Origin of the sequence: Pseudomonas sp. NPDC087029, assembly GCF_044745345.1 — a bacterium.
Lineage (GTDB): Bacteria > Pseudomonadota > Gammaproteobacteria > Pseudomonadales > Pseudomonadaceae > Aquipseudomonas > Aquipseudomonas faucium.
On record NZ_JBIVAB010000004.1, the window covers coordinates 1 to 14,679 of the forward strand.

Below are 14,679 nucleotides of genomic sequence, written 5' to 3' on the forward strand. Positions count from 1 at the left end.
AAGTAACTCATTGAATCTCAAGGAGTTTCTCGTTCCGACTACGCTGGAAGTGGGGCGCATTATAAGGGGATTCGAAAGCCCGTCAAGGCTTAATTCCAAGAAACCTCAATATCGCTGAAAAGCGAAGCAGGGAGGCCTGACGGCCTCCCGGCTTTTCAGTACATCCCTATAAAGCTAAAGCACCCCAGCATCTCGCAAGCGTTGCAAGCTACCGGCATCCAGCCCCAGCACATCGGCCAGCACCACCTCGGTATGCTCACCCAGCAAAGGTGGCGCATGCCGATATTCCACAGGGGTTTCCGACAGCCGAATAGGGCTAGCCACCTGCGGCACGCTGCCCGCCAACACATGCGGCAAGGTCACCGCCAAGCCGCGCGCTACCACCTGGGGGTCCTGAAACATCTGCGCCAGGTCATTGATCGGCCCACAGGGCACCCCTGCAGCCTCCAGCTGCTGCACCCACTCAGCCGTGGTCTTGAACACCGTAGCCTGGCGGATCAACGGAATCAGCTCGGCGCGATTGGCCACCCGCTGCTTGTTGGTCGCAAAGCGCGGGTCGTCCGCCCACTGCGGCTGGCCAGCCACTTCGGCAAACTTGCGGAACTGCCCATCGTTACCCACGGTGAGAATGAAATCACCATCCGCCGTCGGGAAGTCCTGATAAGGGACGATATTGGGGTGCGCATTGCCAAGCCGCCGCGGCGGGTTGCCCGTGGTCAGGTAGTTCATGGCCTGGTTGGCCAGGCATGCCACCTGCACGTCGAGCAACGCCATATCAATGTGCTGGCCAACGCCGGCCTGGTCACGATGGGCGAGGGCAGCCAGGATCGCCACGGTCGAATACAGCCCGGTAAGGATGTCGGTCAGCGCCACCCCGACCTTTACCGGCCCCGCACCTTCTTCACCATCCGGGCGCCCGGTCAGGCTCATCAGCCCGCCCAGCCCCTGGATCATGAAGTCATAGCCGGCTCGCTTGGCATAGGGGCCCGTCTGCCCAAAGCCGGTGATGGAGCAATAGATAAGCTTCGGGTTCACCGCCTTCAGGCTCTGGTAGTCCAGCCCGTAGGCGGCCAGCCCGCCCACCTTGAAGTTCTCGATGACGATATCCGACCTGGCCGCCAGCTCGCGCACCAGGCGCTGGCCTTCCGGCTGGGTGAAGTCGATGGTCACCGAGCGCTTGTTGCGGTTGGCCGAGAGGTAGTAGGCCGCCTCGCTGGTATTCTCGCCCTGCGCATCCTTGAGGAAGGGCGGCCCCCACGCACGGGTGTCGTCGCCACTGCCAGGGCGCTCGACCTTGATCACATCAGCGCCCAGGTCAGCCAGGATCTGGCCAGACCAAGGCCCCGCCAGCACACGAGAGAGATCGAGCACCCGCAGATGAGAGAGCGCACCCATGGCCGGTCTCCTTATTAGTAGAAGGCCTGGATGCCAGTCTGCGCACGGCCCAGGATCAGCGCATGCACATCATGGGTACCTTCATAGGTATTGACCACCTCCAGGTTGACCAGGTGGCGCGCCACGCCGAACTCGTCGGAGATGCCATTGCCGCCCAGCATGTCACGGGCCATGCGCGCGATATCCAGGGCCTTGCCGCAGGAGTTGCGCTTCATGATCGAGGTGATTTCAACGGCCGCAGTGCCTTCATCCTTCATGCGCCCCAAACGCAGGCAACCTTGCAGGGCCAGGGTAATTTCGGTCTGCATGTCGGCCAGCTTCTTCTGGATCAGCTGGTTGGCTGCCAGCGGGCGGCCGAACTGCTGGCGGTCCAGGGTGTATTGGCGCGCGGTGTGCCAGCAGGCTTCCGCCGCACCCAGGGCGCCCCAGGAGATGCCATAGCGCGCCGAGTTCAAGCAGGTGAAGGGGCCTTTGAGGCCACGCACGTCAGGGAAGATGTTCTCTTCAGGGACAAACACGTTGTCCATGACGATTTCGCCGGTGATCGAAGCGCGCAAGCCGACCTTGCCATGAATGGCCGGGGCGCTGAGGCCCTGCCAGCCCTTTTCCAGGACGAAGCCGCGGATATCGCCGGCATCATCCTTGGCCCAGACCACGAACACATCGGCGATCGGGCTGTTGGTGATCCACATCTTGCTGCCGCTCAGGCGATAGCCGCCATCGACCTTCTTCGCCCGGGTAATCATCGAACCTGGGTCGGAGCCATGGTTAGGCTCGGTCAGGCCGAAGCAACCGATCCACTCGCCACTGGCGAGCTTGGGCAGGTACTTCTGCTTCTGCGCCTCGGTACCGAACTCATTGATCGGCACCATCACCAGCGACGACTGCACGCTCATCATCGAGCGGTAGCCAGAATCGATACGCTCCACTTCGCGAGCAATCAGGCCGTAGCACACGTAGTTCAGCCCGCTGCCGCCGTACTGCTCGGGGATGGTCGCGCCCAACAGGCCGACTTCGCCCATTTCGCGGAAAATCGCAGGGTCGGTCTGCTCATGGCGGAAAGCCTCGAGCACGCGCGGCGCCAGCTTGTCCTGGGCGAACTGATAAGCGCTGTCACGCACCATGCGCTCTTCTTCAGTGAGCTGCTGATCCAGCAGCAGCGGGTCGATCCAGTGGAAGCTTGCTTTACCGGCCATGAGCGAAATCCTCGTAATAGGGAGCAGGTTCTTGTGCCCATTGATCCTAGGCCTGTTATGGCACCTGGACAAACGAGGAATGCGCACGCATTAGTGATATTTTGTCACTTCGAAAACAAAAAGAACCCAGCATTGGCGAACCCCACAAGTGAGGTAGACGTACATGCGCCGCAAGATCCCCAGCACTACCGCCCTGGTCTGCTTCGAGGCAGCCGCCCGCCACGAGAGCTTCACCAAGGCCGCCCAGGAACTGGCACTGACCCAGGGCGCCGTCTGTCGGCAGATTGGCGGCCTGGAAGACTTCCTCAATGTGGAACTGTTCCGCCGCTCACGGCGCGGGGTGAAACTGACCGAGGCCGGGCTGTCCTACAGCCGCCAGGTCGCGACGCAACTAGATGCCGTAGAGCGCGACACCCTCTCGGTGATGCGCCAGCAGGGCGCCAACGTGATCGAACTGGCCGTGGTGCCCACCTTCGGCACGCAATGGCTGCTGCCACGGCTCAAGGACTTCCAGCAGCGCCACCCGGAAGTCACCGTCAACCTGACCAACCGCACCCGGCCCTTCCTGTTCGCCGACACGCCGTTCGATGCGGCTATCTATTACGGCGATGCCGACTGGTCCGGCACCCAGTCCCAATGGTTGATGGGCGAAAACCCGCTGCCGGTCTGCAGCCCGGCGTTGCTGGACGGGGAGGGCCTGCTCGATGCCAAGCGCATCGCCAGCCTGCCGCTGCTGCAACAGACCACACGCCCCTACGCCTGGCGCCAGTGGTTCAACGGCCAGGGCCTGAATGTGCCAGGCGACATGACAGGGCCGCGCTATGAACTATTCTCCATGCTTGCCCAGGCCGCGATGCACGAGATGGGCGTGGCGCTGATTCCACCGTTCCTGATCCAGCGCGAACTGGAGGAGGGCAGGCTGGTGGTCGCTAACAGGCACGTGCTGTCCAGCGACAAGGCCTACTATCTGATGATTCCCGAGCGCAAGGTCGAATCCGCCTCCCTGCGCGCCTTTCGTGACTGGCTGGCAGTACAGGCACAGCAGTACATCGCGTCGCGCCAAGCTGCAACGCCTTCCCGACTGCTGTAGTCAATTATTTTAAACACCTACAGATATACGTTTTTGTCGCATACAGACAAACTGTTCAGGTGAATCGAAAAACCCCGCCAAAGCCGCCAAACACGCGGCTTTCAGAGGGTTTTACGACACTCGCGAGCCCATCCGCGAAATCAACGCAAAAAATTTCAAAAAATCCCCTAATCTGCCAATAGCCCATGCTTGACGGGCTGCGGCCAGATCGTTGCGACATACGGTCACAGGGTGACTTGTAGTTTTAACTTCGTTTCGCTCCAGAACCGGTTGTAGGGCCCTGGGTTCGTCTGCAAAATGCTCGGCCCGCCCAGGATTCGGCGGGCTTGGCGCCTAACAGCCAACCCTGCGCACCACCCGAAGTGCGCGGGCTCTTATAAAGACAATAAAGGTCACCGCAGGAGAAATAGTCGTGCACATTGGTGTTCCTCTCGAGACGCAGACCGGTGAGACAAGGGTCGCTGCGACCCCAGAAACCCTCAAGAAACTGATTGGCCAGGGCCATCAGGTCACCGTCCAACGGGGGGCAGGGCTCAACGCCAGCATTCCGGACAGTGCCTATGAGGCCGTGGGTGCTTCCCTGGGGAGCGCTGCCGATGCCTTCGGCGCCCAGCTGGTTCTTAAGGTGGTCGCACCCAACGACCAGGAGCTGGCCCAGATCAACGGCGGCAGCCTTCTGGTCGGCATGCTCAACCCCTTCAACAACGAGCTGATCGGCAAGATGGCCGAGCGCGGCATCACCGCCTTCGCCCTGGAAGCCGCGCCACGCACCTCCCGGGCCCAGAGCCTGGACGTGCTGTCGTCGCAGGCCAACATCGCCGGTTACAAGGCCGTGTTGCTGGCAGCCCACCACTACCCGCGCTTCATGCCCATGCTGATGACCGCCGCCGGCACCGTGAAGGCCGCCAGGGTGCTGATCCTCGGCGCCGGGGTTGCGGGCCTGCAGGCCATCGCCACGGCCAAGCGCCTGGGTGCGGTGATCGAAGCCTCGGACGTGCGCCCGGCGGTGAAGGAGCAGATCGAATCGCTCGGCGCCAAGTTCATCGACGTGCCCTACGAAACCGATGAAGAACGCGAGTGCGCCGAAGGGGTCGGCGGCTATGCCCGGCCGATGCCCGCCAGCTGGATGCAACGCCAGGCCCAGGCCGTGCACGAGCGCGCCAAGCAGGCCGACATCGTCATCACCACCGCGCTGATTCCGGGGCGCAAGGCGCCGACGCTGCTCAGCGCCGAAACCGTGGCGCAGATGAAGCCCGGCTCGGTAGTCATCGACCTGGCTGCCGCCCAAGGTGGCAACTGCCCACTGACGGTCGCTGACCAGGTGGTAATGGAGAACGGCGTGACCATCGTCGGCCCGACCAACCTGCCGGCCCAGGTCGGCGCCGATGCGTCGGCGCTGTATGCGCGCAACCTGCTGGACTTCATGAAGCTGCTGTTCGACAAGGACGGCGCACTGGTCATCAACCTCGAAGACGACATCGTCGCCGCGTGCCTCATGTGCCGCGACGGCCAGGTCGTGCGCAAGAACGGCTAAGGAGCACGACAATGGAAGACATGCTGATTTCCCACGGCATCTACAACCTGATCATCTTCGTGCTGGCCATCTATGTGGGCTACCACGTGGTCTGGAACGTCACCCCGGCGCTGCACACTCCGCTGATGGCGGTCACCAACGCCATCTCGGCGATCGTCATCGTCGGTGCCATGCTGGCTGCCGCCCTGACCGTGACCCCGGCCGGCAAGCTGATGGGCACCCTGGCGGTGGCCCTGGCCGCGGTCAACGTGTTCGGTGGCTTTTTGGTCACCCGTCGCATGCTTGAGATGTTCAAGAAGAAAACCAAGAACGAGGCGCAGAAGTAAGCATGAGCATGAATCTGGTAACGCTCCTCTACCTCGTCGCCTCGGTGTGCTTCATCCAGGCGCTCAAGGGCCTGTCGCACCCGACCACTTCGCGGCGCGGCAACCTGTTCGGCATGATCGGCATGGGGCTGGCCATCCTCACCACGGTGGGCCTCATTTATAAGCTCGGCGCCGAACTGGCAACCGCCGGCATCGGCTACGTCATCGTCGGCCTGCTGGTTGGCGGGACGGCTGGCTCGATCATGGCCAAGCGTGTCGAGATGACCAAGATGCCCGAGCTGGTCGCCTTCATGCACAGCATGATTGGCCTGGCCGCGGTGTTCATCGCCATCGCCGCCGTGCTCGAACCGCAATCGATGGGCATCGTCGCCGCCATCAGCGACCCGATCCCCACCGGCAACCGCCTGGAACTGTTCCTGGGCGCGGCCATCGGTGCCATCACCTTCTCCGGTTCGGTGATCGCCTTCGGCAAGCTGTCGGGCAAGTACAAGTTCCGCCTGTTCCAGGGCGCACCGGTACAGTTTGCCGGCCAGCACAAGCTGAACCTGATCCTCGGCCTGACCACCATCGCCCTGGGCCTGCTGTTCACCTTCACCGGCCACTACAGCGCCTTCACCCTGATGCTGATCCTGGCCTTCGTCATGGGCGTGCTGATCATTATTCCGATCGGTGGCGCCGACATGCCGGTGGTGGTGTCGATGCTCAACAGCTACTCGGGCTGGGCAGCGGCCGGTATCGGCTTCTCGCTGAACAACTCGATGCTGATCATCGCCGGCTCCCTGGTGGGCTCCAGCGGTGCGATCCTCTCGTACATCATGTGCAAGGCGATGAACCGCTCGTTCTTCAACGTCATCCTCGGCGGCTTCGGCGGCGATACCGATACCGGCGCGGCGCAAGGCGCCAAGGAGCAGCGCCCGGTGAAATCCGGCTCGGCCGACGATGCCACCTTCCTGCTCAGCAACGCCGACAGCGTGATCATCGTGCCGGGCTACGGCCTGGCGGTGGCTCGCGCCCAGCACGCGCTCAAGGAACTGACCGAGAAGCTGACCCACAACGGCGTGACCGTGAAGTATGCGATCCACCCGGTGGCGGGGCGCATGCCCGGGCACATGAACGTGCTGCTGGCCGAGGCCGAAGTGCCGTATGACCAGGTGTTCGAGATGGAGGACATCAACGCCGAGTTCGGCCAGGCCGACGTGGTCCTGGTGCTGGGCGCCAACGACGTGGTCAACCCCGCGGCGAAGAACGATCCGAAGTCGCCGATCGCCGGCATGCCGATCCTGGAGGCGTTCAAGGCCAAGACCATCATCGTCAACAAGCGCTCCATGGCCAGCGGCTATGCCGGCCTGGACAACGAACTGTTCTACCTGGACAAGACCATGATGGTGTTCGGTGACGCGAAGAAGGTCATCGAGGATATGGTCAAAGCGGTCGAGTAGGTTGCGATCGAACGTTGCGGATATGAAAACCCCGGCGGATATTCCCCGGGGTTTTTCATTTCACTGATCCAGATCAACGGCTCTATTTCCAGGCTTCTCATACGACCATGGTCGTGGGACGGCGACGGGCGAAATCTCTAGACTGCGCTGCAGTAGCCTCTGTAGCCCGAGATAACAATCCATGTACCGTGATCGTATCCGCTTGTCCTCCCTGCACAGCAAGGTAATGAGTGCGGCTGATGCCGCTGGCCTGATCGAGGACGGCATGACCGTCGGCATGAGCGGTTTCACCCGCGCCGGCGAAGCCAAGGCTGTGCCCCACGCCCTGGCCGAACGCGCCAAGCTGTCGCCGTTGAAAATCAGCCTGATGACCGGCGCCAGCCTGGGCAACGACCTCGACAAGCAGCTGACCGAAGCCGGCGTGCTGGCGCGTCGCATGCCGTTCCAGGTCGACAGCACCCTGCGCAAGGCCATCAACGACGGCCAGGTCATGTTCATCGACCAGCACCTGTCGGAAACCGTCGAGCAACTGCGCAACCAGCAGCTCAAGCTGCCGGACATCGCGGTCATCGAAGCCGTGGCCATCACCGAACAAGGCCACATCGTGCCGACCACCTCGGTGGGCAACTCGGCCAGCTTCGCGATCTTCGCCAAGCAAGTGATCGTCGAGATCAACCTGTCGCACAACGCCAACCTCGAAGGCCTGCACGACATCTATATCCCGACCTACCGCCCGACCCGCACGCCGATCCCGTTGGTGAAAGTCGATGACCGCATCGGCAGCACCGCCATCCCGATCGACCCGGCCAAGATCGTCGGTATCGTCATCAGCGACCAACCCGACTCGCCGTCCACCGTGCTGCCGCCGGACGACGAAACCCAGGGTATCGCCGACCACCTGATCAACTTCCTCAAGAACGAAGTGCAGGCTGGCCGCATGACCAACAAGCTCGGCCCGCTGCAAGCCGGTATCGGCAGCATTGCCAACGCGGTGATGTGCGGCCTGATCGAGTCGCCGTTCGAAGACCTGACCATGTACTCCGAAGTGCTGCAGGATTCGACCTTCGACCTGATCGACGCCGGCAAGCTGAGCTTCGCCTCGGGCAGCTCGATCACCCTGTCGAGCCGCCGCAATGCGGACGTGTTCGGCAACCTCGAGCGCTACAAGGACAAGCTGGTACTGCGCCCGCAGGAAATCTCCAACCACCCTGAAGTGGTACGCCGCCTGGGCATCATCGGCATCAACACGGCGCTGGAGTTCGACATCTACGGTAACGTCAACTCCACGCACGTGTGCGGCACCCGGATGATGAACGGCATCGGCGGCTCCGGCGACTTCGCTCGCAACGCTCACCTGGCGGTGTTCGTCACCAAATCGATCGCCAAGGGCGGCGCGATTTCCAGCGTGGTGCCGATGGTCAGCCACGTCGACCACACCGAGCACGACGTGGACATCCTCGTCACCGAGCAAGGCCTGGCCGACCTGCGTGGCCTGGCGCCTCGCGAGCGTGCCCGGGCGATCATCGACAACTGCGTGCACCCAGACTACCGCGCAGCGCTGAACGACTACTTCGAGCGCGCCTGCCAACGTGGCGGCCACACCCCGCACATCCTGCGCGAGGCGTTGAGCTGGCACGAAAATCTGGAAGAAAGCGGCCGCATGCTGGCTAGCTGATCCACGCAGTACTTTTCGCCGGCAAGCCGGCTCCCACAAGGACAAAGCTGTACCTGTGGGAGCCGGCTTGCCGGCGATAAGCTTCCACTAGAAAAAACTGTTCTACTGTACTGGTATCAACCCCAGTCTCCTCCTCGAAAAATCCCCTCACCCCCACAAAATGCACTACAACAGTGCAGACCAGTACAGTTGCGCCAATTTCGAGTGCAACAGTAGGGTTACACAGTTAACTGAGCCATCGTCTTTCACATGAACTGTATCTACTGTTATGGACAACACAGGAGGATCATGGGCACCAGTTAAATCACTACCTAATCCCGCCACAAGCGGAAGGATGAAGCATCATGGAACGTACCCTCAGTTCCGGTCTGGTTTTTGAAAGCAACGCCCAGCAATCCAACGCCTCGCTGCCGCTGCGCGCCCTGTCGACCCTGCTCCTGTGGCAGCGCCGCATGGCCAGCCGCCGCCAACTGGCTCGCCTGGACTCCCGCCTGCTGGCCGACGCCGGTATCAGCGAGTCGCAGCGCTACGAAGAGCTCAGCAAGCCGTTCTGGCGCTAAGCTCCGGTTCGCCGGCTTCGGCTGGCACCGCGAAATTCCAAACCCGTTGCAGGACGCTGCAACGGGTTTTTTATTGCCCGGCCCCCGTGCTAGAGCGCCGCAAATCTTTACAGGTACAGTTTTAGAAAAATCTAAAACAACCAATACAGTTGCTTTGAGCGTCGTTCGCCGACCTCCGCACGTACTGCCGCGTGATACGCTTGGCTTAAACAGTCTGGTGAAAACCAGTTGTCCCTGTACCGTGACGAACCGTGTGAACGTCCGATAAGCAGATTCACTCGACCCTTTTCCAGGAGTCCACGACCATGTCCCGCAAACACCTGATCGGCGCCGCCCTGTTGCTAGGCCTGGCCGGCACCGCCCACGCCAGCAGCTTCGTCGTCACCACCGATGCCGTAGTGCGCGCCTTTGCAGCATCCACCGACGCCACTTCCGACCTGACCTCGTCGTTCCGTGACGACAAGATCGTCCAGGCCGCCCGCGACGACGCCGCCAGCTTCGTCGGCAGCGAAGGCGCCATCCGCGGCGCCAAGCTGGAAAGCGCCTTCATGCACATCCGCTCGACGCTGCCGGCCCTGCAGGCCAGCGATGCGCAGCTGGCCCAGGCCATCCTGGTTATCTGACAAGCCATCTGATAAACAGGCTGTAAAACGAATGCGCTGGCTGCGGCCGGCGCATTCGTTTTAGCCTTAGCAGCCCAGTCGCAGTCGTTAAGTAGCCCCATGCGTTATCTGTTGCCGATGCTGTTCGCCGCCGTTGCCATGGGCAATGCCCATGCCATGGACACCACTACCCAAGGCCTGGTCATCACAGGCTACGTCACCAGCCAGGTGACGACCGCGCCCTTCGACCGAAAGCTGCTTCGCCAAGCCCGCGACGATGCCGCCGCCTTCGTGGCCACCGATGGCCTGATCCGCGGTGCGCGCCTGGAGGCGGCACTCGATGCGCTGCGCCACAACTGTGCCCGGCACTCCGTCGGCGACCTTGAACTGGCGCAAGCAATTCTCGTCCAATGACCACACCTGACTCCCTGTATTTTTCGGAGATGCTCCATGCGTAAACCGCTGATCGCCGCTTCCCTCGGCATGCTGTTGCTGGCCGACCTGGCCCATGCACAGACCTTGGTGGCCACCAGCAACATCATCGTGCGTGCCTTTGGTCGCTCGATCGATTTCACGTCCGACACCACCACCTCCATCCGCGATTCGAAAGTGGTGCGCGAAGCCCATGACGATGCCGCCAGCTTCGTCGCCAGCAACGGCGACATCCGCGGCGCGCAACTGGAAGCGGCCTTCGACACCCTGCGCGAGCGCGTGCCTGAAGCGCGTGGCGCCAGCGACCAAGTGCTGGCCGAAGCCATCCTGGCGCTGTGACCCGCGTGCGTGCCTGGCTGCTCGGCTGCGTGCTCACGCTGCTGGGCACGCCCGCCCTGGCCGACCTGCAGCTCGATCTGCAGGCGTCCGGCCTCGACCCACGACAGGTGCAAGCCTCCCAGGCCCTGCTCGACGAGGCCATGAGCAAGCTGCCGCCGCGTTTCAAGCAGCAGCTGGACCGGCGCATCCAGGTCAGCTGGACCGACAAGATGCCCGCCGACGCCTATGGCCAGGCGTCGCTGGTCTCGACCCTTGAGCTCAACCGCCGCCTGCTGCCGAGCCTGGCTGACGGCAGCGCAGCGACGCAGGCCACCGGCCGTCCCCACGGCACCGTCCGCCAGGAGCTGCTGGCCACCGTGCTGCACGAACTCACCCACATCTACGACCGCGCACGGCTGTGGCCCGGCGCCGAACGCTCGAAGATCACCCGCTGCATGCGCCAGCAGGGCACCCTGGGCAGGGTCGGGCTGCCGGAAGACTGCCGCGGCCAGGCCGAGCGGCGCTTCACCCTCAGCGATGACCCACGCCTGCTCGACCTGGCCGGATGGCAGCAATACGTCGGCCGCCGCGGCGAGCGCGAGCAGCACAATGGCCAGTTCGTGCGCAGCCCCGACAGCTACGAGCTGAGCAGCCCCAAGGAATTCATCGCGGTCAACATGGAGTATTTCCTCCTCGACCCGAGCTACGGCTGCCGCCGCCCGGCCCTGAACCAGTACCTGCGCGACCACTTCGGCTGGGCGCCCGCGCAAGACAGCTGCGCCAAGGGCCTGCCATTTCTCAACGCTGGCAGTGATTTCGCCCGCCAGCCGCTGGGCGAGATCGACCCCGAGCGGGTCTATGAAGTGGACTACCTGCTGGCCGAGGCCAACCAGAACTGGGTCAGCCGCTGGGGCCACAGCATGCTGCGCCTGGTCATCTGCAAGCCCGGCCGGCCACGCGGGCCGGACTGCCGCCTGGACCTCGACCAGCACCTGGTGCTGTCGTACCGCGCCTTCGTCAACGATGTGCAGCTCTCCAGCTGGGACGGCCTGGTCGGCTCCTACCCGTCGCGGTTGTTCGTGTTGCCCCTCAACCAGGTCATCGATGAATACACCAAGACCGAACTGCGCAGCCTCGCATCGGTTCCATTGAAACTCGACCGCCGCGAAATCGAGAACCTGGTGCGCCAGGCCGCCGAGATGCACTGGAGCTACGACGGCAACTACTACTTCCTGTCCAACAACTGCGCGGTGGAGTCGTTGAAGCTGTTGCGCAGCGGCACCGGCAACCCGCGCCTGAACGACCTCGACAGCATCATGCCCAATGGCCTGCTCGAGGTGCTCAAGGCCAGGGGGCTGGCCGACACCAGCGTGCTCGACAACCCGCGCGAGGCCTTGCGCCTGGGCTACCGCTTCGACTCCTACCGTGACCGTTACCAGGCCATGTTCGAGGTGCTCAAGCAGCAGCTGCCGATCAAGCAGGACAAGGTCGAGGACTGGCTGGAGCAGGGCGCCGAACAGCGCCGCAACTGGTTCGCCCAGGCCAATCTGCGCACCAGCGCGGCGTTGCTGCTGCTGGAGCAGGCGAGCCTGCGCAGGCAGTTGCTGCTGGCCCAGGACGAAGTGAAGCAGCGTTACCTGAATGCCGCCGCGCTCAAGGACGGCACCATCGACAAGGCCAACGACACCCTGCAGCAGATGCTCGCCAACAGCGGCTTCCTCAGCCGCCCGGCAGAGTTGCTCGATGCTGGCGGCTATGGGCTGCCGCAGCCGGATGAGCGCAAGCACCTGGAGAAGGTCAGCAGCGAGCGCCAGGCGCAGTTGCTGAGGCTGAGCACCGACCTGGACAAAGAGGTGAGGGCGCTGCTGGAGCCTTCGCGGGCCAAGGAAATCGCTGCCGTCGAGGCCAATGTGAAGATGGTCGGCGAGCACCTGCGGGCACTGCACAAGGCAGCTGGAGGCCTGGAGCTGCCGTAGTACCTGTTCTGGCCCCATCGCTGGCAAGCCAGCTCCCACAGGTGCCTTGATCGTGGGAGCCGGCTTGCCGGCGATGGAGCCCGAGAGCACACCACAAGGCTTACAGCTGCTCCTCGGCCTCTCCCGGCAACTGCTCATCCAGATGCACCCAGGGCAACCGGCTGCTGGTCCAGATATGCCGCGCCGCCCGCACCTGCTCAGGATGATCCAGCGTCCCCACCGTCACATCGATGCTGCCCGGGCTGTGCTCGGTCACCAACGCCACATGCGCCCCGCATTCCCCGCAGAAATAGCGCTTGCAGCTGGCCGGCGCCACATAGCATTGCGGCCGCCCAGCCATCCAGCGAAACCCCGAGCGGGGCAGGGTGAGCCAGGTCACCACCAGCCCTCCACTGACCCGCCGGCAGATCGAACAATGGCAATGGGCGATGTCCGTCAACTCGCCCTGAAGCCGATAGCGCAAGGCGCCGCAATGGCAGCCTCCCTCGGTTACATCCGGCATCACTACCTCCTGTCGCCCTTTTTGCGGCGAAAGCTGGCTGAAAGCTTGCCCCCCTAGGATAGCCGCCACCACCGGCAGCAGACCGGTTAGCCAGGGCACCCGGATTTTTCCGCGCCCGGCCCAATCAACAACAACAATGGTGATTCCGATGTTCTTCTGTGCCCGCCTTTTCGCAGCCTCCCTCCGCGTGCTCCCTGCGCAGCGCCCCTCGCGCTGATCCGCCCGAACAGCCTTTTCTTTCGCCGCGCCACGCCTGGAGTACTGCCATGCTGACCTTCCTCGGCTTTGCCATGGTCATCACCTTCATGTACCTGATCATGACCAAGCGCCTGTCGGCCTTGATCGCGCTGATCCTGGTACCGATCCTGTTCGCCCTGTTCGGTGGTTTTTCCGCCAAGATCGGCCCAATGATGCTCGAAGGCATCAGCAAGCTCGCGCCCACCGGCGTGATGCTGATGTTCGCCATTCTGTATTTCGCCCTGATGATCGACTCCGGCCTGTTCGACCCGGCCGTGCGCAAGATCCTCAAGCTGGTCAAGGGTGACCCGCTGAAAGTCTCGGTCGGCACCGCCGTGCTGGCCCTGGTGGTGTCGCTCGACGGCGATGGCGCCACCACCTACATGATCTGCTGCGCCGCCATGCTGCCGCTGTACAGCCGCCTGGGCATGAGCCCGCGGATCATGGCCGGCCTGATCATCCTGGCCGGCGGGGTGATGAACATGACCCCCTGGGGCGGCCCGACCGCCCGCGCCGCCAGCGCCCTGCACGTGGACCCGTCGGACATCTTCGTGCCGATGATCCCGGCCATGCTGTTCGGCGTCGTCGCGATCCTGGGCATCGCCTACCTGTACGGCAAGCGCGAGCGCGCCCGCCTGGGCGAGCTGCACCTGCCCACCGACGACATCGACCACAGTGAAATCAGCGTCTCGCAGTTCCCCGAAGCGCGCCGGCCCAAGCTGCTGTGGTTCAACGGCGCACTGACCGCGGTGCTGATGGTCGCGCTGATCGCCGGCCTGCTGCCGCTGCCGGTGTTGTTCATGATCGCCTTCAGTATCGCCATGATCGTCAACTACCCCTGCCTGCAACAGCAGAAAGACCGCATCGCCGCCCATGCCGGCAGCGTGCTGGCCGTGACCGGGCTGATCTTCGCGGCCGGCATCTTCACCGGCATCCTGTCGGGTACCGGCATGGTCGAAGCCATGTCCAAGAGCCTGCTGGCAGTCATCCCGGAAGCCTTGGGCCCTTACCTGGCGGTGATTACCGCGATCGTGAGCATGCCGTTCACCTTCTTCATGTCCAACGATGCGTTCTACTACGGCGTGCTGCCGGTGCTGTCGGAAGCGGCCAGCCACTACGGCATCAGCCCGGTGGAAATGGCCCGCGCGTCGATCGTCGGGCAACCGGTACACCTGCTGAGCCCGCTGGTACCCTCCACCTACCTGCTGGTAGCCCTGGCCGGTATCGAATTCGGCGACCACCAGCGCTTCACCCTCAAGTGGGCAGTGCTGGTCTGCCTGTGCATAATGGCCGCCGCGCTGATGATGGGCATTTTCCCGCTGTTCAGTAGTCTTTAATCAAGTACGCACCACCCCAACGCGAAACGCCCGTTCCTGGGCGTTTCGCCATTACCGTTC

14 protein-coding genes are annotated in these 14,679 nt (G+C 63.2%); 11 read left to right on the top strand and 3 right to left on the bottom strand.

What is annotated here, in order from left to right; genetic code table 11:
* Window positions 1-174: 174 nt before the first annotated feature.
* Window positions 175-1,395 (bottom strand): CaiB/BaiF CoA transferase family protein, encoded by a 1,221-nt coding sequence (locus ACIPG5_RS08245; protein ID WP_401374234.1) that lies wholly within the window; start codon window positions 1,393-1,395, stop codon window positions 175-177.
* 14 nt (window positions 1,396-1,409) lie between these two features.
* Window positions 1,410-2,591, bottom strand: a complete 1,182-nt coding sequence (locus tag ACIPG5_RS08250) for an acyl-CoA dehydrogenase (protein ID WP_176515865.1) — start codon at window positions 2,589-2,591, stop codon at window positions 1,410-1,412.
* Between the two features lie 163 nt (window positions 2,592-2,754).
* Between ACIPG5_RS08250 and ACIPG5_RS08255 the strand changes: the two genes are divergently transcribed.
* The 10 genes from ACIPG5_RS08255 (at window position 2,755) to ACIPG5_RS08300 (ending at window position 12,543) form a co-directional block, all read left to right on the top strand.
* Window positions 2,755-3,681, top strand: a complete 927-nt coding sequence (locus tag ACIPG5_RS08255) for a LysR family transcriptional regulator (protein WP_401374237.1) — start codon at window positions 2,755-2,757, stop codon at window positions 3,679-3,681.
* A gap of 412 nt (window positions 3,682-4,093) precedes the next feature.
* Window positions 4,094-5,215, top strand: a complete 1,122-nt coding sequence (locus tag ACIPG5_RS08260; protein WP_176515868.1) for a Re/Si-specific NAD(P)(+) transhydrogenase subunit alpha — start codon at window positions 4,094-4,096, stop codon at window positions 5,213-5,215.
* Window positions 5,216-5,226: 11 nt separating this feature from the next.
* Window positions 5,227-5,541, top strand: a complete 315-nt coding sequence (locus tag ACIPG5_RS08265; protein WP_003256966.1) for an NAD(P) transhydrogenase subunit alpha — start codon at window positions 5,227-5,229, stop codon at window positions 5,539-5,541.
* A gap of 2 nt (window positions 5,542-5,543) precedes the next feature.
* Window positions 5,544-6,980, top strand: coding sequence for an NAD(P)(+) transhydrogenase (Re/Si-specific) subunit beta (locus tag ACIPG5_RS08270; protein WP_176515870.1), 1,437 nt, complete (start codon window positions 5,544-5,546; stop codon window positions 6,978-6,980).
* Between the two features lie 181 nt (window positions 6,981-7,161).
* A complete protein-coding gene (locus tag ACIPG5_RS08275) occupies window positions 7,162-8,655 on the top strand; it encodes an acetyl-CoA hydrolase/transferase family protein (protein WP_176515872.1) in 1,494 nt (497 codons plus the stop codon).
* A 344-nt stretch (window positions 8,656-8,999) separates the two neighbouring features.
* On the top strand, window positions 9,000-9,215 hold the full coding sequence (locus ACIPG5_RS08280; protein ID WP_176515874.1) for a DUF1127 domain-containing protein: 216 nt from the start codon (window positions 9,000-9,002) through the stop codon (window positions 9,213-9,215).
* Between the two features lie 305 nt (window positions 9,216-9,520).
* Window positions 9,521-9,838 (top strand): DUF2388 domain-containing protein, encoded by a 318-nt coding sequence (locus tag ACIPG5_RS08285; RefSeq protein WP_176515876.1) that lies wholly within the window; start codon window positions 9,521-9,523, stop codon window positions 9,836-9,838.
* A gap of 99 nt (window positions 9,839-9,937) precedes the next feature.
* On the top strand, window positions 9,938-10,231 hold the full coding sequence (locus ACIPG5_RS08290; protein WP_176515878.1) for a DUF2388 domain-containing protein: 294 nt from the start codon (window positions 9,938-9,940) through the stop codon (window positions 10,229-10,231).
* A gap of 36 nt (window positions 10,232-10,267) precedes the next feature.
* Complete coding sequence (locus ACIPG5_RS08295; RefSeq protein ID WP_176515880.1) at window positions 10,268-10,588, top strand: DUF2388 domain-containing protein; 321 nt, start codon at window positions 10,268-10,270, stop codon at window positions 10,586-10,588.
* Window positions 10,585-12,543 (top strand): DUF4105 domain-containing protein, encoded by a 1,959-nt coding sequence (locus tag ACIPG5_RS08300; protein WP_401374243.1) that lies wholly within the window; start codon window positions 10,585-10,587, stop codon window positions 12,541-12,543. Before ACIPG5_RS08295 ends, ACIPG5_RS08300 begins: the two co-directional genes overlap by 4 nt.
* 100 nt (window positions 12,544-12,643) lie before the next feature.
* Here the strand turns inward: ACIPG5_RS08300 and ACIPG5_RS08305 are convergent, their stop codons facing one another.
* On the bottom strand, window positions 12,644-13,045 hold the full coding sequence (locus tag ACIPG5_RS08305; RefSeq protein ID WP_176515884.1) for a GFA family protein: 402 nt from the start codon (window positions 13,043-13,045) through the stop codon (window positions 12,644-12,646).
* A gap of 266 nt (window positions 13,046-13,311) precedes the next feature.
* On the opposite strand from ACIPG5_RS08305, the gene ACIPG5_RS08310 reads away from it, so the two are divergent.
* The gene (locus tag ACIPG5_RS08310) at window positions 13,312-14,619 is read left to right on the top strand and encodes a CitMHS family transporter (protein ID WP_401374247.1); all 1,308 of its coding nucleotides are present in this window, start codon (window positions 13,312-13,314) and stop codon (window positions 14,617-14,619) included.
* Window positions 14,620-14,679: the final 60 nt, after the last annotated feature.